The organism is Lysinibacillus sp. NPDC048646 (assembly GCF_050272295.1).
Taxonomy (GTDB): Bacteria; Bacillota; Bacilli; order Bacillales_A; family Planococcaceae; genus Lysinibacillus.
Genome location: NZ_JBNNLZ010000004.1, coordinates 144,328 through 168,228 on the forward strand (window position 1 = coordinate 144,328; position 23,901 = coordinate 168,228).

Here is a 23,901-nt window from a genome sequence, read left to right on the forward strand (position 1 = left end):
TAGGAAAGGATGATATGTTTGTCTAAAGTATTAAACGCATTTTTAGATGAAAACCTACAAGCCTTACATGATCAAGGCTTATATAATGAAATCGACGCAGTAGAGAGTGCAAACGGACCAGTTATACAGGTGCGTGGTCAGCAGCTTATTAACCTATCCTCAAATAACTACCTAGGCTTAGCGACGAATGAAGAATTAAAGCGCATTGCAAAAGCAGCGACAGATAAATATGGTGTAGGTGCAGGGGCAGTTCGTACGATTAATGGTACACTCGACCTTCATGTAAAATTAGAGGAAAAGCTAGCTGAGTTTAAAGGAACGGAAGCGGCGATTTCCTATCAATCAGGTTTCAATTGCAATATGGCGGCCATTTCAGCTGTGATGGATAAAAACGATGCCATTCTTTCAGATCAATTAAACCATGCTTCTATTATTGATGGGTGTCGCTTATCGCGTGCCAAAATCATTGCTTATAATCACTCTGATATGGAAGATTTACGTGCGAAAGCAAAAGAAGCCACAGCATCAGGTTTATACAATAAGGTGATGGTCATTACAGATGGTGTCTTCTCGATGGATGGCGATATTGCCAAGCTACCTGAAATCGTTGAAATTGCTAAAGAGTTTGATTTGATTACTTATGTAGATGATGCGCATGGTTCTGGTGTAACGGGTAAAGGTAAGGGGACAGTAAAGCATTTCGGCTTGGAAAAAGAAATTGATTTCCAAATCGGCACGTTATCAAAAGCGATTGGCGTAGTTGGTGGCTATGTAGCAGGTAAGAAAAACCTAATTGACTGGTTGAAAGTACGCTCACGTCCATTCCTATTCTCAACAGCGTTACCACCAGGTGATGTAGCCGCAATTACAGCAGCTGTTCAAATGCTGATTGACTCTACAGAACTACACGATAAGCTATGGGAAAATGGCCATTATTTAAAAGCAGGACTTGCGAAGTTAGGCTTTAATATCGGAGATTCTGAAACACCGATTACGCCATGTATTATTGGTGATGAAAAGCTTACACAGACATTTTCTCGCCGCCTATTTGAAGAAGGCGTTTATGCAAAATCAATCGTTTTCCCAACAGTTCCAAAGGGTACAGGTCGTGTTCGTAATATGCCAACAGCGGCACATACAAAAGAAATGTTAGACGATGCACTAGCGATTTACGAAAAAGTAGGTCGTGAATTAGGGGTTATTCAATAAAAAAACGGGGCTCCTCAGTTGTGAGGTGCCCCATTTTAATTTGATTTTTGAAATGACGGATAGTTTAGCCAAAGTAAAGGATAGAATCGCTAAAGTGATGGATAGCTTGGCCGAAATGACGGATAGCACTTTAAATCGTCAATAGTGCCATTGCGATTATTTTTTAAGATTTTGAGTGGATTGCATTCGCTGATTCTAGCTTTCGAATGCGTTCATCTGACACATTCAATGTTTCAAAAATCTCAACATTATGTTGCCCTAAAGTAGGTGCGGCACTTGTCAACTGACCTGGTGTTTTAGAGAATTTTGCAGGAAAGCCCAGAGTACGCATTTTGCCAGCGGTAGGATGCTGATAAGAAAGGACCATACCACGTTCTAAAATATGTGGGTCATTTAATGTTTGCTCGTATGAATAGATAGGGCTTGAAGGGACGCCGTATTTGTCTAATAGCTGTAACCAATGCGTTGCGCTGTGTTTCAAGAGTTCGCTTTCGATGTCTGCTTCTAATGTTTTCACATTTTGAGCACGTAAGTAATTTGTTGCAAATAACGGATTGTCTAACCAATCTGGTCGATTCACGACGTTGGTTGCGAAAATTTCCCACAGCTTTTGATTACCAGCACCGATTAAAATATAGTCATCCTTCGTTTTAAAGCCTTGATAGGGTGCGGATACACGATGTGCGGTGCCCGTACGTTCAGGCAATTCACCTTTGCCGAAATAAGCAGCAGCTTCCCAAACGGTCCAAGCAAGTCCAGATTCTACAAGTGATACATCCACATATTGTCCTTCCCCTGTTCGAAGCTTATAAATATAGGCCATTAATATAGATTGTAGAGCTGTTTGAGCTGCAGCAATATCATTAACTGCAAAACCAACTTTGACAGGTCTGCCATCAGGTTCACCCGTCATATGCATTAAGCCACTAAGTCCCTGTGCCATAATATCGTAGCCGCCTTTTTGACTATAAGACCCTGTTTGTCCATAGCCCGAAATGGAGCAGTAGATAAGCCCGGGATTGATCGCTTTTAATGTATCATAATCAATACCAAGTTTTTTTGTCACACCGGGACGATAATTTTCTACAAGAACATCTACGGACTGAATCAGCTCTTTGAATAAATCTAATCCTTCAGGCGTTTTTAAATTGATACAAACACCTTTCTTATTACGGTTGACCATCATATACATATGACTTTCTTCATTAATGAAGGGGCCCATTGACCGAGTATCGTCTCCATGTGGATATTTTTCAATCTTGATGACTTCGGCACCCATATCCGCCAACACCATTGTGCAATAAGGACCGGCAAGTACTTGTGATAAGTCCACTACTTTTAATCCTTCTAATGCTTGTTTCATTTGCCATCAACCCCATTATTCTTCACCAAAGTGACATTGCGCAAAGCCTTCACAGAAGTAGCACCTGCTAATGCAATTGAAACTTTTAATTCATCATATAAATTCGTCATTACTTTTTCGACGCCTTGTTGTCCAGCAAGTGCTAGTCCATAAACGAAAGGACGACCAATTGCTACTGCATCAGCCCCTAAAGCCAGTGCTTTGAGCGCATCCATGCCGCGGTAAACACCGCTGTCTAAAATTACAGGGATTTGTCCATTCACCACGTCAACAATTGCAGGAAGTGCATCAAGCGAACCAATGACACCGTCTAATTGGCGACCACCGTGATTTGAAACGATAATACCATCTATGCCGTTTTCTACAGCTAATTTTGCATCTTCAGGATGTAAAATACCTTTTAGCAAAATAGGTAATGTTGTACGGCGTTTTAATTCACGCACATTTTCCCAATTCAATGTAGGGTGGAACACATTTTGCAACACACCTTGCACATAAGATTCAAAAGAATCATCAGGCAAAGAGGCCATAAAAACAGGATCATTGACATAATTTCCGCGTGCATAACCAAGTTTTAAAGGGGAGAACTGATTACGTACATCTTCCTCACGCCAACCGAGCATAACTGTATCCACAGTTAAGACAATTGCTTCAAAGCCGGCAGCTTCTGCCCGACTAGCCATGCTATAAGCAATTTCTTCATTGGTCGACCAATATAATTGGAACCATTTCGTCGCATTTGGAGCTGCTTGAGCGACATCTTCAAGCGCGTAACTAGAAACCGTACTTTGAATATAAGGAATATCTAATTCATCTGCTGCTCGAACGACAGCCAGTTCGCCATCTTCATGTGCCATCTTATTCATACCAACAGGTGCAAATAACAATGGTGTTGGATATGTTTTTCCAAATAATTCAATAGATGTATCAATGTTCGATACATTGTTTAAAAAGCGTGGGATGATAGAATATTTTTCGAAAGCGGCTCGGTTATTACGTAAAGTTTGTTCGCCACCTGCACCAGAGCGCACATAGCCATAGGGGCCCGCATCGATTTTTTCAGCAACAGCCTTTTCTAAATCGGCAAAGGAAATAGGGAAGGGGGCTTGTGCGTTAATATTTTTTAATAGTAAATCGCCATTTGTTGTGTTTGTCATCTTTACTACCTCGCTTATTTATTGAAAATGGGCTTTCTTTTATTTAAAAATGCTTGAATGCCTTCGTTGTAATCTTCAGAGCTAAATGAATCAAGAATTATTTGTGCTAACTCTTCGTTTTCTTCGGTCTCGCCATCTACAATCGCTTGAATAATTTTTTTAATGCCAGCATTGGCAACAGATGATTTACTTAATAAATGATTGGCAAACTGTAATGTTGCTTCTTCAATTTGTTCTGACTCATGTAATGCTGTAATTAAGCCAATATTTTTGCCTTCTTCAGCTGTAAAGATATTGGCTGTATATAAAATCTCTTTTGCTTTCGCAACGCCGACAATATTGATTAGTCTTTTTGTACTTTCAAGGTTATAGACAATACCAATGTTGGCAGCTGTAATACCAAGCTTACTTTTTGGCGTCGCTAGTCTGAAATCACAAGCATTGGCTAATTCCAAACCGCCACCTATAGCTAAGCCCTGTATCATTGCAATTGTAGGCTGTGGGAATTTATAGAGTGCATCAATAGCTTTCAATGCTAATTCGTTGTAAGCTTTAGCGTTTTCAGCTGCATAACGAATATCTAAAAATTCACGAATATCAGCGCCTGAGCAAAAGGCAATGTCATTTACGCCGCGCACAATCAGTACTTTAATAGAAGAATCTTCACGTAAACTTTCAAGGTTATCTAAAACGGCTTGGAACATTTCTCTCGATAAAGAATTACGTTTATCAGGACGATTTAAAACTAACGTAGCAATATAGCCATTTCTCTCTACATATATTTCGTTTGTCATGCGAATCCTCCTACTAATCTTTCTTTAGTTTTGCAGCAAAACGGTTACCAAGTGATTGAATACTTTGGACAAGAATAATTAAAATAAAGACGGTTGCATACATCACATCAACTTCATAGCGTAAGTGACCGTAACGGTATGCTAAGTCACCTAGTCCACCAGCACCAACCATTCCTGCCATTGCAGTTGCCCCAATCAGACCGACTGTAGCAATTGTTAAACCTAAAATAATAGATGGACGAGCTTCACGTAGTAATACATGCCAAATAATATGACGACGTTTAATACCCATTGCTGTATAAGCTTCCACCACGCCAGCGTCCACTTCTAAAAGCGCTGTTTCCATTAAACGAGCAATATAAGGGGCAGTATAGATGACAAGTGGTACAATAACACCTTTTACGCCAATCGTTGTCCCTACGATTATCTTCGTAAATGGAAGGATGAAGAATAGTAAAATGATGAATGGTACAGAACGGACGATATTAATGAGTAAATTGACAAGTTGATACAAAAATTTATTTTCAAAGGATTGTCCAGGGCGTGTTAAAACGATTAAAAGCCCTAAAGGAATCCCGATTAAAATGGAGAACAATAAAGAAATACCGACCATTTGAAAGGTTTCAATCATAGATTTCCCAATAATGTGTGACCAATCTGTAAAGAAGTTTTGAATGCTATCCATGTAGTTCGCCTCCCAATTCCTCAATGGCTACGCCGTTTTCTGTGAAAAACGTAAGTGCTTTTTGTACGATATGTACTTCACCGTTTAAATGGACAACGATATTACCGACAATGCCATTTTTTAATTCAATAATATTGGCTGTTAAAATGTTTGGCTGTACATCATAAATTTTGCTTACTTCGGCAAGTAAAGGCTTTCCAGTACTTTCGCCTAAAAAAGTTAAACGAATGACACTGCCTGAAACATTTAACTGTTTGATTAGCGTAGGGGATAAATTACGTTGTGAAATAGTATTTAAAAATTTTCGAGTCGTTGGATGTTGGGGTCTTGCAAAAAGCTCAATAGCAGAGCCAAACTCTACGACTTTACCAGCCTCAAGAACCGAAACGTCATCGCAAATCTTTTGTATAACATTCATTTCATGCGTAATTAGCAAAATCGTAATGCCAAGCTCACGGTTGATTTTAAGTAATAGCTCCAAAATAGCATCAGTTGTTTCAGGATCAAGTGCACTCGTTGCTTCGTCACTTAGTAAAATTTCTGGCTCTTGTGCAAGTGCGCGAGCAATCGCGACACGTTGTTTTTGACCACCTGATAATTGACTTGGATAGCTATCTAATTTCTCTGTCAGGCCAACAATTTCAGCGTACTTAGCAACACGATTTTTCACTTCACTGTCGTTATAACCAAGCAGCTTTAACGGTACGGCAATGTTGTTGTAGACTGTTGCTGTTTTTAAGAGATTAAAATGTTGGAAAATCATGCCGATTTTTTGACGTGTTTGGCGAAGGGCATTTAATGAAAGCGTTGTAATATCCACGTTATCAATAAATACTTTCCCAGCTGTAGGACGTTCTAATAAGTTCACGCATCGTATGAGTGTACTTTTACCGGCACCACTGTAGCCGATAACCCCATGAATTTCACCTTTTTTCACATGAAGATTAATGCCATCAACCGCTTTGACAGTACCTTTTTTTGATTTGAATTCTTTTGATATATTTTGTAATTGAATCATGTGATTTCTCCTTCCTAAAGGAAAAAGTTACCGTTTAGACGGTAACTTTTGTCGTGTTATATTACCAGCTTGCTATTACAGAACCATCAAATTCTTGCTCAATAAATTTACGTACTTCGTCCGATTGATAAGCATCAACGAACTTTTTAATCGTTGGGTCTTCTTTGTTTTCAGCACGCACAACAATGTAGTTTACATATGGTGAGTCAGTAGATTCTAAAAGAATGGAATCTTTTTTAGGATTGATACCAGCATCTAATGCGAAGTTTGTATTAATAGCCGCGACATCTACTTCACTTAATTGCTTTGGAATTTGTGCAGCTTCTAATTCAATAAATTTGAAGTTCTTTTTGTTTTCTTCCACATCGTGAATAGATGCTGTCAGGCCAGTGCCTTCTTTCAATTTGATATAGCCTGCTTCTTGCAGAACGAATAGGGCACGAGCTCCGTTCGTCGGATCATTTGGCAATCCAAATGTTGCACCGTCAGGAATTTCATCTAATGATTTATATTTTTCAGAGTATACACCCATTGGATTTAAAATTGTTTTTCCAACAGGCACTAAATCTGTATCATGGTCTTTGTTAAATGTATCTAGAAACGGTTCATGTTGATAGCTGTTCGCATCTAAATCACCTTGTGATAATGCAGTATTCGGTAAAACGTAATCAGAGAATGATTTTAATTCAACCTCTAAGCCATTTTCTTTTGCTACTTTCGCAGCTACCTCTGCAATTTGTTCGTGTGGGCCAGATGTTACGCCAACTACGATTTTATTTTCGTTAATAGCCTCACCATTACCTTTGCTGTCTTCCTTACTACCGCAACCGACTAATGCCACTGCTAATGTGAGACTTGCTAAACCTACTAAAAATTTGCTTTTCTTTTTCATGAAAAATTACCTCCAAAGTTGTTTTATCGGTTTTTGAAAATAAAAAAAACTCTCTTATAAACTTAAGAGAGGCTCATGAAAAGATGTCCTCTCTTATCTTTCAAACGAATATCGTTTGCAGGATTTAGCACCTTCCCAAAAAGGGGGGTTGCCGAGCTTCATAGGGCCAGTCCCTCAGCTACTCTTGATAAGAGATTTATAGTATTTTTGTAAATCCGATAGAACTAATATAATTTATAGGTTATATTAAGTCAATAAATATTTTTAATATTTTATAAAATTAAACTATATTAGATTTAGTGTTAAGGGGATAGAAACTGCCTGTAAAGACGTGAGTGCTGGGCGTGAAAGTCCCCCGTTCTATGTAAATATAATTTATTCAGGGGGAAGAGGTAAATCTATGTCTGTAAGAGTTAATTATGGGGTAGGGTCATTTGGGAAGGTTATTAGTGCACGCATCTTAATGGGGACAGATATCATTGAGGGAATTGAGGCTGTATGTGAAGAGAACGAAATTGAATCAGCAACAATTGTTAGCTGTATCGGTAGTTTTCAAAAAAGTAATTTTGTGTATTTAGTCCCGGATGAGACATCTAAAATCAAAGTACGTTTTAGTGAAGTAATTGAAAAAGAAGGGCCACTTGAATTTATTCAAGGTTCTGGCGTTATCTGTAAGCGGGATGGTGTATATGAAACCCATTTTCATGGATCGATGAGTGATCAATGGGGAGGTGTGTCTGGCGGCCATTTTGTTAAAGGTGGGAATCCCGTCATTACCGCAGATGTTGTTTTAGCAGAAGTACGGGGTGTACAGCATATCCGACGTTTCGATGAAGAAACGGGACATGTTCAATTTTATCCGTTAGAAGAGGGATTAGAGAGTCCACGAAAAATAAGTAAATAGATAAGAAAAACCGTCCAATAGGTGTAAAACACGCTGATTGGACAGTCCATCATTTTACTTAAATAAATTTAATTTCTCAATTCTAATGATAGCTTCACGTAAACGTTCTTCGCTGACAAGTAAGCCAACACGGACATAGCCTTCACCATAATCACCAAAGCCATTGCCCGCGGCAACGGCAATATCAGCGTTGTCGAGTAACAGATCAGCAAATTGCTCACTTGTATAACCTAGTGGAACAGGTAACCATGCAAAGAATGAGCCTTTTGGTGCTGTAACCTGCCAGCCAATTCGTTTGGATTCTTCTATGAGAACGTTTCGACGACGCTCGTAGGTTGCTCTTAGCTCAATTGCACAATCTTGCGAGGAAGTAAGTGCTATTGCGGCTGCCTGCTGAACAGCAGGAAATTGGCTACAAAATAAATGATCTTGAATGATATTGATAGCTTCAATTATTTTAGCGTTCCCAACGGCAAATCCAATGCGCCAGCCGGCCATATTAAATGTTTTAGATAACGTATACATTTCAATGCCGACATCTTTAGCGCCCTCTGTTTGCAGGAAGCTGACAGGTTTATTGCCATCAAAGCCAATTGCCCCATACGCAAAATCATGTGATACGATGATGTTATGTTCTTTAGCAAAACGAACTGTTTCTTCAAAAAATTCTTGTGTCGCTGTACCACCAGTGGGGTTATTCGGATAGTTTAAGTAAAGTAACTTGGCACGGGCTTTTACTTCGCCTGACAAAGCCTTATAATCAGGCAAGAAGTCGTTTTCCGCAAAAAGCGGCATGACATCAAAATTTACATTACCTAGTACAACGCCAGATAAATAGTCAGGATAGCCTGGGTCGGGTAATAGCATATAGTCGCCAGGATTTAAAACAGCCAGAGGTAGCTCAACAAGGCCAATTTTTGTACCACCAAGAATGGCTACTTCTGTATTAGGGTCAATGTCGACATTGTATTCACGTTTGTAAAAATCAGCTGCAGCTTGACGCAATTCTGCTATACCTCGGAATGGAGAGTATTTATGATGTTGCGGATTTTCGGCTGCTTCTTGTAAGGCTTTGATAATGTGTGGTGGTGTAGGCTGGTCGGGATTGCCTTGTCCAAGATTAATAACATCTCGACCTTCTGCAAGGGCCGCGTTGACCTTTTGCACAAGTGCTGCGAAAAATTGTGTTGGGAGTTGCTGTAGTTTTTTTGAGAATTCCATGTACTATCACCTTTTTCAGAATATAATAATTATTGTAGATATGTTGCAAATACTATTACTTTTTTTACGTATTGTCTAGACCCTTCAGGGCTTAAAATTATCTTCTGAGAAAAGCGACCAAAAAGCGACCAATTTATAAAATCTTATTAAAAACCTCTGTCGCAGCTTCTTTATCTTCTTTAGTTTAATGACTATATGTGTTTATAGTCATACCGACATTATTGTGGCTTAACTGCTCCTGTATAATTTTAAAATTAGTGTTATTACTTAATAAGTAAGATGCACAGGAGTGTCGTAATGCGTGAAAGTTTATATTCGGAAGCTTGAGTTTTGTTGATTGGCGTCTCCACATGGTGCTGATAGACGAAGGTGTAATTGGATAACCTAAATAACGTTGTGAAGTGATTAAAAAATCTATGTCATCGTCCGTATCATCTTTCATAGGTTTCCAAGCTTCACCTGATTTTATTTTTAATTTCTTTTGAGCAATAACTTGCTCTTTTATTTCATCCATAAACTTTTGAGGAACGTTTACAATTCGTGCTTGTTTATTTTTTGTATTACCCAATACTAATACTGATTTTTCTTCTGTGTCATATTTTAATGCTTGGTCGATCAATATAGTGTTGTTAACAAAGTTAATCTTTTCTAATCTGATAGCCGCGATTTCTGATTCACGAAGACCAACTAATGCCGCTAATTTATATATAACTCGATATTTTAGATTTAAGCTTTTTATTGCTTCCAACATTATTGATAACTGATTTGCATCATAAAATTGTAACGTTTTTTGACGAGGTTCTACATAAGGTTCTTTTACACCAGCCATTGGATTTTCTTTAATTAATTCCCACTCAGAAGCTTTTGAAAAAATACTTTTCAACACATTATATTTGTTGCCTAAATTTTTACGTTCTTCTTTTTTCTCCTCAGAAAAATATTCGACAATGTGGAACTTCTTAATTTTTTTTATCTTCATATTATCAAACTTTTCAAACGTCCCAGGTTTCAATATGCGTAAATAATGTGATTTTGTTGCAGGTGATAAATCAACTCTCGCATAATTATCCATCCAACTATTACAAAATTCCTTGAATGTAATATGTTCAGTTGTTAGCGTTATATCTACTTTAGAAACTTCAATTTCGAATTCTGTGATAGCTTTTTTAATAGCACGATCTGTAAGACTGCTTAACGTGACCGTTTTGTATTTTCTTATACGCTTTCCGGTTTCTTCATCATAACCAAGTTCAACAGTAATTTTGATACGTGGGTTACCATTTTTAGATGGTGCGAGTTCTTTATAACTTGCCATTGTTAATCTCCTTTCTTTAAATAATTGTACAGCTGAAAATTAACTCATCACCACCTTTAGGGAATGTGTGTTCCTTTTAGGGTAAAATTTTTTTTACCATCTATGCTTTTAAAAGAAAGTAGCTCGATTGGAACTCCTTTTTCTGCTATAGCATCATAGATGGTAAAACCTGAACAACATTGATCCTTGAATAATTCATCTGGTAACAACAATTCAACAGCAAATGTATTAGCCTCTATCTCAATTTTGTCAGTAGAAAATAAAGTATTCTTTTTTAAAAATGCGGTATTTTCGTCTGGGTGTAATATAGCGTGTCCTAGTTCATGAGCGCACAACTAATGATATTCACTAATCCTTATTATCATGACTTCGACTTCGACAACACTGAATATCCAGAAGAATATGTATGGATGGAATTTACTAATTATAATACTAAGTATATAGAAAAGAATAAAATTGCAATAACACAAGATACATCTGTTATATGTGGTGTAATGATTACTTTTACTGCTAACGAAAGTACAAGAGTTACTGTAGGCTTGGCTATTAGCGAAAGTTACAATATAGACAGAGATGAAATATATTGGGCAGAACAGGATGTAAGTGCAGGCACACACACTATTAGCATACCGTTTGCCCAAGAATTTAATAAAGGTGTAAGAATGGTAAATTTAGTTATAGGCGCATCAAATGGAAACATAATTATAAGAAACAATGCGGTACATGCATACATTAAAGGACAAAATTTAAGCTTAGTAGGTACAAGCATAAGCTAAAAAAGGATGTGATAATATGAATGACAATAAATTAATCCGTGACGCACTCGGTAGTCCGATTCACGGGCAGTATTGGGATGGTCAAAAGTTCGTCATACCCAATGGCGAAGGTGTTGATTTTAGCAAGCTGAAAATGTTACGTGACGCACTTGGCAGTCCAATCCCTCAATATTATGATATTGAGACCGGTGGATTCTCAGCCATTACAATCGGAACTAACAATACTTCAAAGCCAAACGGAACAATGGTGTTAGACGGTTCTTATGAGGTTGATTGGGTGAAGCGCTACGGCTATGAAATGCGTGCAGACAACAATCATATGTTACATGCTAAACAAGGTATTACCGCTATCAGTAACGGTACCGCAACAGCTATTAGAAATAACAACATTAGACCATTTAGTTTAACCAACAGAAAGACGATGACCATGTTTGTGTATGTGGAAAACCGTGAGAACTTGACAGGGCTTGCCATCTATCTAGCAAACGACATTGATTACACCTCGTATCGAAGTTATGAATTTGGCGCTAATACATTGGTGGAGGGATGGAATGAGCTTCGCATCGATTTAAACAGTCCTACTGAAAGCGAAGGACTGTTTGATTCGAGTATTAAATCTGTACAGCTATTGGTAGCTTCTGTAGAATTCTCTATCGTTAAAGTAACATTTGATTCGATTTTTGTAGGGGAAGCAACTAAGAAGCCGTCTGTGATATTCACATTTGATGATGCATGGACAAGTCAATATGAAATAGCTTTCCCAATGATGCTTGAGCGAGGTTTTAAGGGAAATATAGGTGTTATATCAAACTGGATAGGTATTGAGGATGAAATCATGTCAGAAAGCCAAATCGAAGAAATGCATCGGCATGGCTGGGATATGTTCAATCACTCTGCTAATCATAAAAATCTTACAAACGTTACTGTTGAGACTGCGGTGAGCGAAGTATTGACATGCAAGAATTGGTTAAACGAGCGAGGTTATAATAGAGCTTCGACTATCTTAGCCTATCCATACGGTGTTCATAATAAAGAAATTGTAGAAGCTTTGCAGCCACATTTACAGTATGCAAGAACACTCGTCGAAGGATTAGAGCCTACCTTTCCATTAGAGGCACTGATAGGCAAAACCAAAAACGTACTCACACTTCCAGCTGCAATACTAATGAGGCTATGTGGATCAAGCGATTACCACACAAAGCACATTGGTTTTTTGTTTGCATAAAATCGGCACCGAACAAGATGAATGGGAAACTACCTATAATCGAAATGATTTCTCAACGCTATTGGACTATATTTATGAGAAAAAAGATTTGATTGATGTGAAAATTATCTCGGAATGGGTATCTGAAAATAAAAGCTAAATGAAACGCAAGCATATGCTTAGCGTTATTTTTATTGCCTAAATTCGCAAGCGTTTGGGAATTTGTCTTCCACAGATAATTGTGGTGGGTTTTTATATTGCAAAAGGGGAAGGTGTCCTATGGGCGATGATTTAGTAAGAGATGTATATGAGCGCTTAGGGGCTATTGGTGAAAAATTAGACGGTATTAATCATATTCGTGATACAGCAAACCGAGCTGAAGATAAAGCGGATGAAGCCCTAGCAAGTACGAAAAGCGCACATCATCGATTAAATAAAATCGATAAAATTGTATGGTGGGCATCTACAACAATTATTGGAGCTGTAATTTTAGCATTATTAGCACTAGCCATTAAAACAAATTAGGGAGGTTTTGAGAGTGAAAATTAACTGGAAAGTACGTTTACAACATAAGCAATTTTGGGTGTCATTAATCGCATTACTAATCGTGCTCGCTAATCAAATAGCGGGCATTTTTCATGTCGATATTACAATTTACAACGATCAAGTTACAGCTATTTCAGAGACAGTCCTGAGCATTTTAGGACTACTTGGTATTATCATTGATCCGACAACACAAGGGCGTATGATAGCGCACAAGCACTAAATTATGATAAGCCGAAGGGCGGCGATCAATGATGGTTGCTACTCGTCAAAAATTACTGACTGACTCACAAGCGAATAAGGTCACTTATGGCAAGGGTAATGCTAAAAAATATATCGTTGTTCATGAAACAGATAATACACGTTCAGGAGCCGATGCGGACGCACATGCACGATTACAATACAATGGTAATAGTCGTTCTGCATCGTGGCATTATACAGTTGATGATAAAGAAGCTGTACAATCTTTTGAGCATACATGGAAATGTTGGGCTGCAGGAAGTAATACAGGAAACAATGAGGGAATCCAAATTGAGGTTTGTGTAAATAGCGATGGCAACTATCAAAAAGCAATGCAGAATGCTGCAGAGTTAGTTGCTAAGGTTATGAAAGAAGAAAACATACCGATTACAAATGTTGTTCAGCACAATCACTTTAGTGGTAAAAATTGTCCTCGTAATATGCGTGAAGGGAAAATTTCATGGACACAGTTTCTTGTAATGGTTGCTAATTGCACAGGCAATGCAGAGCAACAAAAGCCAGTCACAGACAATAATAAATATCGCGTCATGACAGGCACATATAGCACATTACAAGCTGCTGAAAATGTTTTAGATGTACTAAAGCATCGTTTTGGTTGGGTAGCTTACATTGAGCAAGATGGTACTAAATGGCGGGTGAAAACAGGTACATTTATAGGAATGGCAGCAGCGCAGGCAGGAGCAAATAAAATAAAGACAGCTAAACTCGCACAAGTTGCAAATACGGTAGCGGCATAAATACTAACGACTAGCAAAGCTAAATTAGCCGAGCTGGTCTTTTTTGTTTATACAATTATTGTAAATCTCTTCTGAACGCTATTCACATTATCTTCAATTATCGCTTCATTAACTCCTAGTTCTGCAAGTATCATTTTTAGCCATCGCGGACCTTCTCCATTATAACCAGATGAGAAAGCACCTCTGACAATTATTTGTCCATTTGTTCCTTAGTTAAGGATAATGACTTTATACTCAAGTGATTAAAGGTATAAAGTCTTAGAAAAAAAAGAGTAGCTTTCGCTACTCTTTTAATCAACATTACATAAAAGTAAAAGTCTCGCTATATTTCCAATCTCTTAATTCAAACCCGAAAGTATTTGTTATAACTCCGTTCGCTCTTACTCTAGCTACATGTTTTGATTCTTTCTCTGCAGTAATATTTTTAACAACAATATTTGAAATTGCTATACCGCCTTCTCTAATATAACTCACTTGACTAGATACATCAGTAATTTCCGCTCTATCATCACCACATTGTTTCATTTTTATATAAGGATATGTAGTCAAATAAGCTTTCGCTGATGAATCTATTAATCTTTTAGGTATTATATATTCTCTCCATTGATGATAACATGAAGAAGAAGCTCTAGCACTAATTGATAAAAAATCGGATTCTTCTAATCCCAATTCTTTAACTGCAGTTTCACGGTCAACATTAGCCCATTTCATATAATCTGAAATAACTTGTTCCTCTGAAACAACATTATAAGGAATTTCATCGAGATTAGTTTCTATACTAATATCAATATCACCTTCTAGTTCTTCTGCAAAAGCCAATGTATCTGTATTACCTAAAATTAAAAAAGAAATCATAAATGTAAATAAAAACACTAATTTTTTCACCAAAAAAACCTCCTATGTAAGATATATACATAGTATACACTAATTACCACAAAAATGGAACATTAATTATTATGCTAAAAAAATAAATGTTAATATAACAAAAACTTCAACAAAATATAAATCAAATAAAGTGCAGTTACTAAAATATTTAATTTTATTAAATTAGCAGCTGTTTTTTTACTAATAATATCAACTTTTAAAACTGTGAGTATAAAAAGACCAAACAAAGTCAAATAAATTAAAGCCCATATTAAAATATCCATTTCATAACCTCAATTCTAAATTTATTTTTTACTAATCAACAAACTATACATGTTACTTCTTTAGAATAAAATTATGTAACCCAATTTGCCAATATACCATCACATCAATTGCTCCATTCGTAATTTCGCCTTAATTTTCATCCACTCGAATTAAATCGTCTTCCTCAACATCATCTAAATTCAATTGCTTATGAATTTCTTTCATGAGACCACCGTAAGAAATCATTCGTTTTCGATACAAACCTTCTTCCAAATCCTTCACGAATTTTTTTTAATTTTAAATTTAGTTTGAGTTAGATTAATAGGTTCTTTTGTTGTGTCGTTATCAGTAAACTGTGCAGCCTTTACAGTATATTCTTCAGGCTTTAAATTATCCCCAGATAGATTTAATGATGATTGAGAAAGCTCGCCAACCTGTTCACTTGTATTGAAGACTTGATTAATATAAACAAACGTTTCTAAATTACTGCGGCTTTTTCCTCACTACATGCACCGTGCAGCAAGTAGATAAAGTACCTATATAAAATAGTTTTTTTATAAAATACACCTCCCCTTATATTTCTATTTTAGGGAATTTGAAGTCAAATGTACATATAAAAAACAGACAACTGTGATTAGTTATCTGTTTCATCATCTTTAGCTTTTTCAATTACTTCCTCAAAAGCTGCTTTAATTTCTTCGATTGTATAGCCTGTTTCAAGCAATTCGTTTGTTGTTTCTTCTAAAGTTTTAACTCTTATCATTACCTCTAATTGCCGTCCTCGTTATATTTTTCTACCGTCATCTAAAACGAAATTTGCTTCATATTTTACATCCAAAACTTCAGCTATTTGATTTAATTCATTTTCACTAAAATTATCACGTTTAAGCTTGTTGGAAAGATTGGGCTGTGAAGTACTCATTTTTTCAGCAAGTTGGGAGAGTGTTATATCCTTTCACAATAATTTTTAAAATGGCATTTGAATACTTAGCAGCATACACAACATTTGAATCAATAGCAGATATGGATAAGAGTGTGGAGGACCACATAGCAGCACATTATTTTGACTTAACAGAATCAGAACGCGCCATCGTTTTTATGCTTGCTTCACGCAGTCTTATGCATCCAGGGGCTTCGCATTTAAAAGCTGAAACAATTGCGGATCAAGTTGGTGTTTCGACTAAGACTGTTTACCGTAGCATTAAAAAATTAGTTGAGGTAGGCATCGTTGAAAAGGTAGCCCAAAGCAAATTAAACGGCATTAAAGGGGCTAATATCTATCGCATTCTACCTTATGTCCCATCGAGCGTGTCCTAACGAGAGATAGCTGGTGAAGCTAGTAATGACGAGGTTTGTCCTCCACAATCTGAAAACCAATCATCTAAATCTTTTAATCTTTTAAGTTCTAAACAAGCAACTAATAATTTATGTGATTTAGAAAATGAATTGGCTTTGCAAGGAGAAAAGAAAAAGGAATACATGAATGAGTACCAAGTGATGCTATTCGATTTCATGCATTCATTGCCATTAGCAGATAACTTGAAAGACCAATTACACAAGGTTGTATTAGCTACTGAGGTTCAAAATGCACCTGACTTCATTAAAGCTAAGAACGTACTATTTAAAATTGCTATGGATTTTAAAGAAGGTGTACTGACAGTTGCTAGTACATTAAGAGCTGTATTCGTAGGGGCATATAGTAAGGCTGTTGAGCGTTTGAGTAGTAAGCCGGTTGATTCATCATCTATAGAAGAAACAACAAATAGAGAGCGTCCAGTACCTTTTTATAACTGGCTAGAAGAACGCGATAGTCTTCCACAAATAAATAAGTGCATGTATCAATCATGCACTTATTAGAGGAAATTCTTTTATACAATATTAATTCCTGCACTTGCAGCACCAGAAATTCCGAAGGTTGATGCAGGAGGATTTATTACAGATGAAATAAAAAATACCATCAATAAACGATCACCAGTGGAGACAGGTACTGGCTCTATTTCTGCTGAACCAAAAGTTATTCCAGCAGGTACACCAGTAACAGGTGGAGCTAAATCAACACGTGCATTTGTAGCAGTGAAGATATTACTCCCCACAGGTGCACGATAGATTTGAGCTGTAATTGTAGTTAATCCGCTTCGGTTAAGATCTAAAAAGTAATTAAATGTTGCGGAAATAGCAGTAATATTACCATTGCGTGGAACTGAAAAGGCTTCGGTTAAAAATCCAGTTAAGTCTATCGTATTGCCAACTAAAATTGCCGCCGCGCCATTTATGGCAGTACCAAATCCTATGAGACTACCTACCGTTCCAGTGGCATTATTAATACTAAGTACAACAGAAGTTGTAATTCCAGAGGAAAAAGGAATTATTGAACCTAAACCTTCGTTGTTGTCAACAGGTGTGTTTATGCAGTTTATATCGATAGCTACAAATGGACCAAACGCATCGCATTCTCTAGGTGTAGATAAACAATTACAATTATCTTTATTTATGCACATTATTTTCCCTCCTTTCATCTTTAGGGTATGTAGAAAAATGTAAGAGAGAAGGGTTATTAACTCGATGAATTGTAATTAATTTGGTGGAGTCTTGTGCCTTTTTATAACTGGCTGAATGAGCGTAGTCGTACACAAATAAATAGTAGACCAAACATAGAAAATTGGCTGGAATGATAGGGGATATAAGATGACTCATTTTGAAATACAAGGAGGTAAGAAAAGGGGTTATACCAAAAATCATTGTTAATGACTTTTGGAACACCCCCGAATTCTTTACTGGTTATTGTTGCGGAAGATATTCTTGGCCGTTTATCGTTAGTTTAGAAGCAAAGATGAGGATTTCTTTATTTGCTGTAATATATGGTTCTAAAATTTTGTCAAAGGCATCCCATTTTTCTTCGGTTTTTTCTTGTTCTTCTTTTTCATCAAGAGCTAAGATTTCTTCATAAAGCTGTTTTAATTGCTTGCTATCTACTTCGCTTACTTCGAATTCAAAGTCTGCCATGTATTCTTCAAATGTTTGAGGCTTTTTGAACTGATTAAGGATTTCATCGAATTCTTCCCATAGCTTAGCATACAACTCTTCATTTTCATCTTTTTCTGCTTTTTGAGCATCTTCATAAATAGTTTTTAGTTTTGCTAAAGTTTCAGCAGGGATATCTAATTCCATGCCTTCAATATATTCTTCAAATGTTTGTAGTGGATAAAGTTCATCTTCATATGGTTGAAGGATTTTATAAAATTCATCATATTTTTCGTTAGCCTTTTCTTCTTGACCATCTTTTTCAAGTTTTACCCACTCTTCATATAAAGCTTTAAGTTGTACGTTATCGTTTTCTTTTATTACTATATTTTCCTCGTTAAATCCGTAATCTTCCATATATTCTTCAAATGTTTGTGGTAAATTAAGTTTATTTAAATATGGTAGAAGAATTTTATAAAATTCATCATATTTTTCCATAGCCTTTTCTATATTACCATCATCTTTTTCAAGCTTTCCAAGTTCTTCATATAAAGCTTTAAGTTGTACATTATCGTTTTCTTTTATTATTATATTTTCTTTATCGAATCCTAAATCTTCCATATATTTTTCAAATGTTTGATCTGGCTCATCTAAATATGATTCAAGGATTTTATCTTTTTCCTTTTCTAATTCCTCGTATTTCTTTTCTAACTCTTCATCTGTCATTTCTGTCTCTTTTGTAGATTCTTTTTGCAGCTGCACCATTTCATTATACAATTTTTCTAATTTTTTTAGATCTTCTTTTGAAATCTTTTTAGGTAAGTCCTTTTTATATACTTCAAATGTATAGAAATCTGAATAATCTTGGACTATGCTGCCTTCTACAGAAATTTCTTGTCCTTCTACTAATTTCATTTTTTCTATTTGCTCATCTGTATATTTATGGAATCCAATGAAGTAATTTTTACCGTCTTTTCCCTTAATGTTTACTCCGTGTTCTCGAAAGCTTTTAATAGTTCCTTTAATTTGTTGTTCAGCTTGAACAGTTATTTCGTTTGTAGTATTTAAAGTTGTAGCTCCAGCCTGATGAAGTGTGAAGACAGTCATCCCTATTGTTAGTGCTGATGCCATCATCCAAGTTTTTTTAGTAGTTTTTTTCATTGACAATTAAATTCTCCTTTTATTTAAATGGTGTTAAAATTACCAATCATTATACGATTTTCCATCCAAGAAGGTTCCCTTAAAAAGATCTTTTTAAGATTAAAGAGGAGAATTGATGAAAAGACCACTCCGTGTGATGGGTTGTCTTAATTTTTTATTTATAATAGAAGAAAGACCACCTTTTTAGGGGCAGTCGTAGATAAAAACAGGCGACTTAGGGCGACCAAAAAGCGACCAACTTAATGAAAAAATCTAAATTAGAATACTTTTAGATGTAGTATAATGAAATATAGAAAAGCTAAAACGCAGTAAAATCAACGCTTTCAGAAGTATTTAGAGTTCCGTATACCTTAATTTTAAAAACTATTACTTTTTTTACTACTTGTCTAGAGGGGGACTGAGAAATGAAAATCGGTTGTATTCAATTAAATGTTGGCTTTGGCAAAGTAGAAGAAAATTTTGCTCGGGCAGAGGAAAAGATTCGTGAGGCCGCAAGTCTGGGTGCAGAAATTATTGTATTACCAGAAATGTGGAATACAGGTTATGCACTTGAAAAACTACCAGAGCTTGCAGACGTCGATGGCGAGCGTACAAAATCATTTTTACAAAGTTTAGCGAAAGAGCTGGAAGTACATATTGTTGGTGGCTCTGTCTCAACGAAGAAGGGTGATAAATTTTACAATACAATGTATACATTTGATAACAATGGGGTGCAGGTAGGAGAATACAACAAGGCTCATTTATTCCGCTTAATGGACGAGCATTTATATTTAGAAGCGGGTGATGAAATGAATCGCTTTGCACTTGGAGATATAGAGGCTGCAGGTGTAATTTGCTATGATATCCGCTTCCCAGAATGGTTGCGTGCGCATGCATTAGATGGCGCGAAGGTCTTGTTCGTACCAGCGCAGTGGCCAACGCCACGCATTGATCACTGGAAAACGTTATTACAAGCACGTGCCATCGAAAATCAATGCTTCGTCATTGCCATCAATCGTATCGCTAAAAAGGTGGAAAACTTCAACGGTCAATCAATGATTATTCAGCCGTGGGGAGAGGTTCTTTGGGTGGGTGCAGAGGACGAAGAAGTCGCTATTATTGATGTAGACTTCACAATTGTTGATGAAGTACGAGGAAGAATTCCAGTTTATGATGACCGTAGACCTGGATTGTATAGTGCCGTTGTTGAGCAATAGAATGATAAAAAGCCTGTCTAAAAAGCTCATTTGTCTCGTTTCATTCTAGGACATCCTATTAAGGTTATGATGCGAAAAATTTGCTCTCTTTAAGCAGGCGATCCGCAAGCCTTGCAGATGCTGTGGCATCTGCGGAGTTTTGCTATGAAAAAGTTCAATTTTTATCTTCAATTAAAGAATTAGCAAGTAGCATGAACTCAAGTGTAATCCGGTTATGTCCTTTCATGAAATTTTCCCCTAACAAACTTTCAAGCTTTTTTAATCGATGATAGAGTGTTTGCCGAACAATAAATAAATGGTTGGCCGTTTGTTGCTTGGAGCCATTTGTTTGCAAATACACCTGTAGTGTTTCTAACAATTTGCTGTTGTGTTTTTTATCGTAGTCAATAACGGGTTGTAAATAATCTTGAATGACTTCTTGTAAATTCACTTGCATTTGTAGTTTATAAATAAGGTGATATAAATGCAAATCATCATAAAAGAATGATGTCGTTTGTACTTTTCGGCAAATATAGAGTGTTTCCAAGGCCGTTTGATAGCTTTTAGGGATTTCCTCAGCATCCGAAACAACCTTACCGATAGCTATTTGATAGCCTTGCAACATTTGCTTTTTATAAAAATCAGTTTTCTGAAGTGTAGAAAATAGAGTATTTAACTGTTCACGACTAGATTTACAATCTTTGGTATAGAGTAAAATAAAAATAACATAGCTTTTTCGTTCAAATAAAAACGGGATAAAGCCATTTTGCTCAAATAAGTTTCGGTAATATAACTTGCTATACACAATATCTTCTTGAACCTTCATGATTGTATTGGGCGACGATAAAATAAAAATGGCACCACTATAGAAGTGATAGTTAGCATGATGTGCCGCGATGAATTTATATATCTCCTCTTTCGAGAGCTTGTGATCTATCCAATCCGCTAAAATAGTAGCATCCTCAATATCTCTTTTCTCTTCGATATAAAATTCACGCATTAACAGTTGCGCTAAGGCAGTGGCTGTACGATCTAAGATAAGGAGCTCAAATTCTGTAAATAATCTATCTTCTCTATAAAGGGTTAAATGCGCATAATGTTGATCGACAATGAAGATTGGTTCGTGTTTAAATTGATAGGCTGTTTGCTTGATATTTAATAATTTTTGACGTTTTGAATGAGGCATATTTGGATAAAAGATGGGTTCTCGATCTTTAATGGAAAAAATAATTTGCGTCTTCAATTCATTATACATATTTTGTAAAATGTCTTCGGTATTTTGCTCGAGTAATGCATTTTTATTTAACGTTTGTGAATACGACTCTAATGAGGAAATCATTAAGTACTGTTGATTCATAATACGGCTATGTAAATCCTGTGTAATACGAACAAAAGGTACCGTTTCATGGAAAACGATTATTGGAAAACTGTGTTGGTTTGCAAGTGAAATAATCGCTTCTGGTATTGTTTGTAGATATGTTCCATACTCAATGCAAAGTGCAGCACAATTTGTATGAATCAATGATTTAACAAAAGATAGAAAGTCCTCAATACTGTGCTGAAGGCTAATTCCTGTCGTCAAAACGAGCTCATCACCTGTTAAGAAATTATCAATTTGTACTATTTCGATAACATGTGCCCATCTAACAATGCGTAATAACCCTGCTTCACCAGCAATTACCTCTGCGCTTTGAAAATGTTTACTTTCCAATACATCCTCCACTTGAATTTTATATTGACTCATTGTATGCCACCTTCCTATTGCCTGCTTTTAACAAAGAGGGTTTTTAAATATGTCAAAAAGATTATTTTTAGCTGTTATGCGTTTAAATATCATCTTTAATGTATTTATCTTCTATTTTACATTACGTTAAAAACAAAAGTATAGCGTTTTACGATTTGTCTATTACTTCAATGCTATGGAAGCTGTAAGATTTTTGGTAAGCGACAATCTAATCTAAAGAAGAGGTGATAGATATGGAGCAACAAACGCACTTACAGAAAGGGTTAAAGAAGAGGCATATGACGATGATTGCTATTGCTGGGGTTATCGGAGCTGGACTATTTATGGGAAGTGGCTCAGTCATTAACTTGGCTGGACCAGGCGCAATACTTTCTTATATGATTGCAGGATTTATCGTCATACTTGTTATGCGAATGCTCGGTGAGATGGCGGCGGTCAATCCAACAAGTGGTTCCTTTGCGCATTATGCTCATGAAGCCATTGGTCCATGGGCGGGCTTTATGATTGGTTGGCTGTATTGGTTCTTTTGGGTAGTAGCCATCGCTTTAGAGGCAACTGCAGCAGCAGCTATTATTCAATATTGGTATGATGGCATTCCTTTATGGTTATTAAGTCTTTTGTTGACTGTAGCACTCACTTTAACAAATGTACTTTCAGTAAAAGCTTTTGGTGAATTTGAATATTGGTTCTCTCTTATAAAGGTAGTAAGCATTATCGCGTTTCTTGCACTTGGTGCTTTCATTATTTTTGGGATTGCACCGAACTTCAATGCGATAGGTACAGCAAATCTAGTTGGTGAGGGTGGCTTTTTACCAAATGGTTTTGGCGCAGTATTGATGGGCGTAGTAATTGTTATTTTCTCCTTTATGGGTACTGAGATTGTAGCAATTGCGGCAGGAGAATCGGATGAACCGTTAGCAGCGGTGACTAAAGCAACGAATTCAATAACTTGGCGCATTTTAATTTTCTATGTGGGGTCTATTACAGTCGTTGTGACATTATTACCGTGGCATTCATCGGATATTCTAACAAGTCCTTATGTAGCGGTACTGGATTATATAGGTATCCCAGCAGCAGCACAAATAATGAATTTTGTAGTATTCACAGCAGTGTTATCTTGTTTGAATTCAGCTCTTTATGCAACATCACGGATGGTATTTTCATTAGCGGAAAAAGGTGAAGCCCCAAAATCATTTTTAAAATTAAACAAAAATGGTGCACCTGTTAATGCAATATTAGCAGCGACATTTTTCTCTTATATAGCAGTCATTATGAATTATGTTTCGCCAGATAAGGTCTTTATGTTTTTACTAAGCTCGTGTAGCGCGATCACGCTCATTCTTTACTTAATAATTGCCTTTTCACAATTGAAAATGCGTCGCAAGATTGAAAAAGAAAATCCAGAGTCATTAAAAGTGAAAATGTGGTTATTTCCATATTTAACATATTTCACGATAGCAGCAACAACATCTTTACTAGTGGCCATGTTCTTTATCGAATCCATGCGCTCACAAATCTTATTTACATGTGTAGTAGTTATGATTGTGATGATTTTTTATCTTGTTACGCAAAGAAATAAGGTAGTTAAACCAATCGAAGAATCAGAGCCTATTTTTCAAAAAGAAGAATTTGATTTTGAATAATGAAACAACA

At 36.4% G+C, this 23,901-nt stretch carries 26 protein-coding genes, 1 pseudogene and 1 riboswitch; of the genes and pseudogenes, 11 read left to right on the forward strand and 16 right to left on the reverse strand.

The window, feature by feature from the left end:
• Nucleotides 1-9 precede the first annotated feature (9 nt).
• Entirely contained in the window at nt 10-1,209 is a 1,200-nt protein-coding gene (locus ACQKII_RS07215; protein ID WP_427457767.1) for a glycine C-acetyltransferase, read from the forward strand.
• Between the two features lie 163 nt (nt 1,210-1,372).
• Here the strand turns inward: ACQKII_RS07215 and ACQKII_RS07220 are convergent, their stop codons facing one another.
• The 6 genes from ACQKII_RS07220 to ACQKII_RS07245 form a co-directional block, all read right to left on the reverse strand.
• Nucleotides 1,373-2,572 (reverse strand): CaiB/BaiF CoA transferase family protein, encoded by a 1,200-nt coding sequence (locus ACQKII_RS07220; RefSeq protein WP_427457770.1) that lies wholly within the window; start codon nt 2,570-2,572, stop codon nt 1,373-1,375.
• On the reverse strand, nt 2,569-3,729 hold the full coding sequence (locus ACQKII_RS07225) for an alpha-hydroxy acid oxidase (protein WP_427457772.1): 1,161 nt from the start codon (nt 3,727-3,729) through the stop codon (nt 2,569-2,571). Before ACQKII_RS07225 ends, ACQKII_RS07220 begins: the two co-directional genes overlap by 4 nt.
• A 14-nt stretch (nt 3,730-3,743) precedes the next feature.
• Complete coding sequence (locus tag ACQKII_RS07230; protein WP_427457775.1) at nt 3,744-4,523, reverse strand: enoyl-CoA hydratase/isomerase family protein; 780 nt, start codon at nt 4,521-4,523, stop codon at nt 3,744-3,746.
• A 13-nt stretch (nt 4,524-4,536) separates the two neighbouring features.
• Nucleotides 4,537-5,208 (reverse strand): methionine ABC transporter permease, encoded by a 672-nt coding sequence (locus ACQKII_RS07235; RefSeq protein WP_427457778.1) that lies wholly within the window; start codon nt 5,206-5,208, stop codon nt 4,537-4,539.
• Entirely contained in the window at nt 5,201-6,226 is a 1,026-nt protein-coding gene (locus ACQKII_RS07240) for a methionine ABC transporter ATP-binding protein (protein ID WP_427457781.1), read from the reverse strand. Before ACQKII_RS07240 ends, ACQKII_RS07235 begins: the two co-directional genes overlap by 8 nt.
• A 61-nt stretch (nt 6,227-6,287) precedes the next feature.
• The gene (locus ACQKII_RS07245) at nt 6,288-7,118 is read right to left on the reverse strand and encodes a MetQ/NlpA family ABC transporter substrate-binding protein (protein ID WP_427457784.1); all 831 of its coding nucleotides are present in this window, start codon (nt 7,116-7,118) and stop codon (nt 6,288-6,290) included.
• Between the two features lie 90 nt (nt 7,119-7,208).
• Nucleotides 7,209-7,312, reverse strand: a riboswitch (SAM riboswitch).
• Nucleotides 7,313-7,518: 206 nt separating this feature from the next.
• On the opposite strand from ACQKII_RS07245, the gene ACQKII_RS07250 reads away from it, so the two are divergent.
• Nucleotides 7,519-8,022 (forward strand): PPC domain-containing DNA-binding protein, encoded by a 504-nt coding sequence (locus ACQKII_RS07250; protein WP_427457787.1) that lies wholly within the window; start codon nt 7,519-7,521, stop codon nt 8,020-8,022.
• Between the two features lie 54 nt (nt 8,023-8,076).
• Here the strand turns inward: ACQKII_RS07250 and ACQKII_RS07255 are convergent, their stop codons facing one another.
• The 3 genes from ACQKII_RS07255 to ACQKII_RS07265 all read right to left on the reverse strand — a co-directional run bounded on the left by ACQKII_RS07255 (nt 8,077) and on the right by ACQKII_RS07265 (nt 10,893).
• Nucleotides 8,077-9,243, reverse strand: a complete 1,167-nt coding sequence (locus ACQKII_RS07255) for a pyridoxal phosphate-dependent aminotransferase (RefSeq protein ID WP_427457790.1) — start codon at nt 9,241-9,243, stop codon at nt 8,077-8,079.
• A gap of 184 nt (nt 9,244-9,427) precedes the next feature.
• Nucleotides 9,428-10,558, reverse strand: coding sequence for a tyrosine-type recombinase/integrase (locus tag ACQKII_RS07260; RefSeq protein ID WP_427457793.1), 1,131 nt, complete (start codon nt 10,556-10,558; stop codon nt 9,428-9,430).
• Nucleotides 10,559-10,614: 56 nt separating this feature from the next.
• Nucleotides 10,615-10,893: an ImmA/IrrE family metallo-endopeptidase gene (locus ACQKII_RS07265; protein ID WP_427457796.1), complete on the reverse strand. Its 279-nt coding sequence runs from the start codon at nt 10,891-10,893 to the stop codon at nt 10,615-10,617.
• A gap of 75 nt (nt 10,894-10,968) precedes the next feature.
• Here ACQKII_RS07265 and ACQKII_RS07270 point away from each other — a divergent pair, with 75 nt between their 5' ends.
• The 5 genes from ACQKII_RS07270 (at nt 10,969) to ACQKII_RS07290 (ending at nt 14,079) form a co-directional block, all read left to right on the forward strand.
• Nucleotides 10,969-11,334: a hypothetical protein gene (locus ACQKII_RS07270; protein ID WP_427457798.1), complete on the forward strand. Its 366-nt coding sequence runs from the start codon at nt 10,969-10,971 to the stop codon at nt 11,332-11,334.
• Nucleotides 11,335-11,350: 16 nt separating this feature from the next.
• The gene (locus ACQKII_RS07275; RefSeq protein WP_427457800.1) at nt 11,351-12,559 is read left to right on the forward strand and encodes a polysaccharide deacetylase family protein; all 1,209 of its coding nucleotides are present in this window, start codon (nt 11,351-11,353) and stop codon (nt 12,557-12,559) included.
• 258 nt (nt 12,560-12,817) lie between these two features.
• A complete protein-coding gene (locus ACQKII_RS07280; protein ID WP_427457802.1) occupies nt 12,818-13,063 on the forward strand; it encodes a hemolysin XhlA family protein in 246 nt (81 codons plus the stop codon).
• 13 nt (nt 13,064-13,076) lie between these two features.
• Nucleotides 13,077-13,304 (forward strand): phage holin, encoded by a 228-nt coding sequence (locus ACQKII_RS07285; RefSeq protein WP_427457804.1) that lies wholly within the window; start codon nt 13,077-13,079, stop codon nt 13,302-13,304.
• 28 nt (nt 13,305-13,332) lie between these two features.
• The gene (locus tag ACQKII_RS07290) at nt 13,333-14,079 is read left to right on the forward strand and encodes an N-acetylmuramoyl-L-alanine amidase (RefSeq protein ID WP_427457806.1); all 747 of its coding nucleotides are present in this window, start codon (nt 13,333-13,335) and stop codon (nt 14,077-14,079) included.
• A gap of 300 nt (nt 14,080-14,379) precedes the next feature.
• Here the strand turns inward: ACQKII_RS07290 and ACQKII_RS07295 are convergent, their stop codons facing one another.
• From ACQKII_RS07295 to ACQKII_RS07310, 4 genes and pseudogenes are all read right to left on the reverse strand, one after another.
• The gene (locus ACQKII_RS07295; protein ID WP_427457809.1) at nt 14,380-14,964 is read right to left on the reverse strand and encodes a hypothetical protein; all 585 of its coding nucleotides are present in this window, start codon (nt 14,962-14,964) and stop codon (nt 14,380-14,382) included.
• Between the two features lie 89 nt (nt 14,965-15,053).
• Nucleotides 15,054-15,227, reverse strand: a complete 174-nt coding sequence (locus tag ACQKII_RS07300) for a hypothetical protein (RefSeq protein WP_427457812.1) — start codon at nt 15,225-15,227, stop codon at nt 15,054-15,056.
• A 130-nt stretch (nt 15,228-15,357) separates the two neighbouring features.
• Nucleotides 15,358-15,495, reverse strand: a pseudogene (locus ACQKII_RS07305) (protein rep); the annotation flags it as partial.
• A gap of 346 nt (nt 15,496-15,841) precedes the next feature.
• The gene (locus ACQKII_RS07310; protein ID WP_427457815.1) at nt 15,842-15,970 is read right to left on the reverse strand and encodes a hypothetical protein; all 129 of its coding nucleotides are present in this window, start codon (nt 15,968-15,970) and stop codon (nt 15,842-15,844) included.
• A gap of 146 nt (nt 15,971-16,116) precedes the next feature.
• Between ACQKII_RS07310 and ACQKII_RS07315 the strand changes: the two genes are divergently transcribed.
• Together ACQKII_RS07315 and ACQKII_RS07320 are read left to right on the forward strand one after the other, a co-directional pair.
• Nucleotides 16,117-16,524 carry a helix-turn-helix domain-containing protein gene (locus ACQKII_RS07315; RefSeq protein ID WP_427457818.1) on the forward strand — a complete coding sequence of 136 codons (408 nt, stop codon included), beginning with the start codon at nt 16,117-16,119 and terminating at the stop codon, nt 16,522-16,524.
• Between the two features lie 162 nt (nt 16,525-16,686).
• On the forward strand, nt 16,687-17,064 hold the full coding sequence (locus tag ACQKII_RS07320) for a hypothetical protein (RefSeq protein WP_427457821.1): 378 nt from the start codon (nt 16,687-16,689) through the stop codon (nt 17,062-17,064).
• An 11-nt stretch (nt 17,065-17,075) separates the two neighbouring features.
• Here ACQKII_RS07320 and ACQKII_RS07325 read toward each other — a convergent pair whose 3' ends face one another.
• Together ACQKII_RS07325 and ACQKII_RS07330 are read right to left on the reverse strand one after the other, a co-directional pair.
• Nucleotides 17,076-17,705 (reverse strand): exosporium glycoprotein BclB-related protein, encoded by a 630-nt coding sequence (locus ACQKII_RS07325; protein WP_427457823.1) that lies wholly within the window; start codon nt 17,703-17,705, stop codon nt 17,076-17,078.
• A 280-nt stretch (nt 17,706-17,985) separates the two neighbouring features.
• Complete coding sequence (locus ACQKII_RS07330) at nt 17,986-19,329, reverse strand: hypothetical protein (protein ID WP_427457826.1); 1,344 nt, start codon at nt 19,327-19,329, stop codon at nt 17,986-17,988.
• A gap of 404 nt (nt 19,330-19,733) precedes the next feature.
• On the opposite strand from ACQKII_RS07330, the gene ACQKII_RS07335 reads away from it, so the two are divergent.
• The gene (locus ACQKII_RS07335) at nt 19,734-20,525 is read left to right on the forward strand and encodes a carbon-nitrogen family hydrolase (RefSeq protein ID WP_427457829.1); all 792 of its coding nucleotides are present in this window, start codon (nt 19,734-19,736) and stop codon (nt 20,523-20,525) included.
• Nucleotides 20,526-20,679: 154 nt separating this feature from the next.
• Here ACQKII_RS07335 and ACQKII_RS07340 read toward each other — a convergent pair whose 3' ends face one another.
• A complete protein-coding gene (locus ACQKII_RS07340; RefSeq protein WP_427457832.1) occupies nt 20,680-22,248 on the reverse strand; it encodes a PucR family transcriptional regulator in 1,569 nt (522 codons plus the stop codon).
• 233 nt (nt 22,249-22,481) lie between these two features.
• Here ACQKII_RS07340 and ACQKII_RS07345 point away from each other — a divergent pair, with 233 nt between their 5' ends.
• Nucleotides 22,482-23,891 (forward strand): amino acid permease, encoded by a 1,410-nt coding sequence (locus ACQKII_RS07345; RefSeq protein WP_427457835.1) that lies wholly within the window; start codon nt 22,482-22,484, stop codon nt 23,889-23,891.
• Nucleotides 23,892-23,901 lie beyond the last annotated feature (10 nt).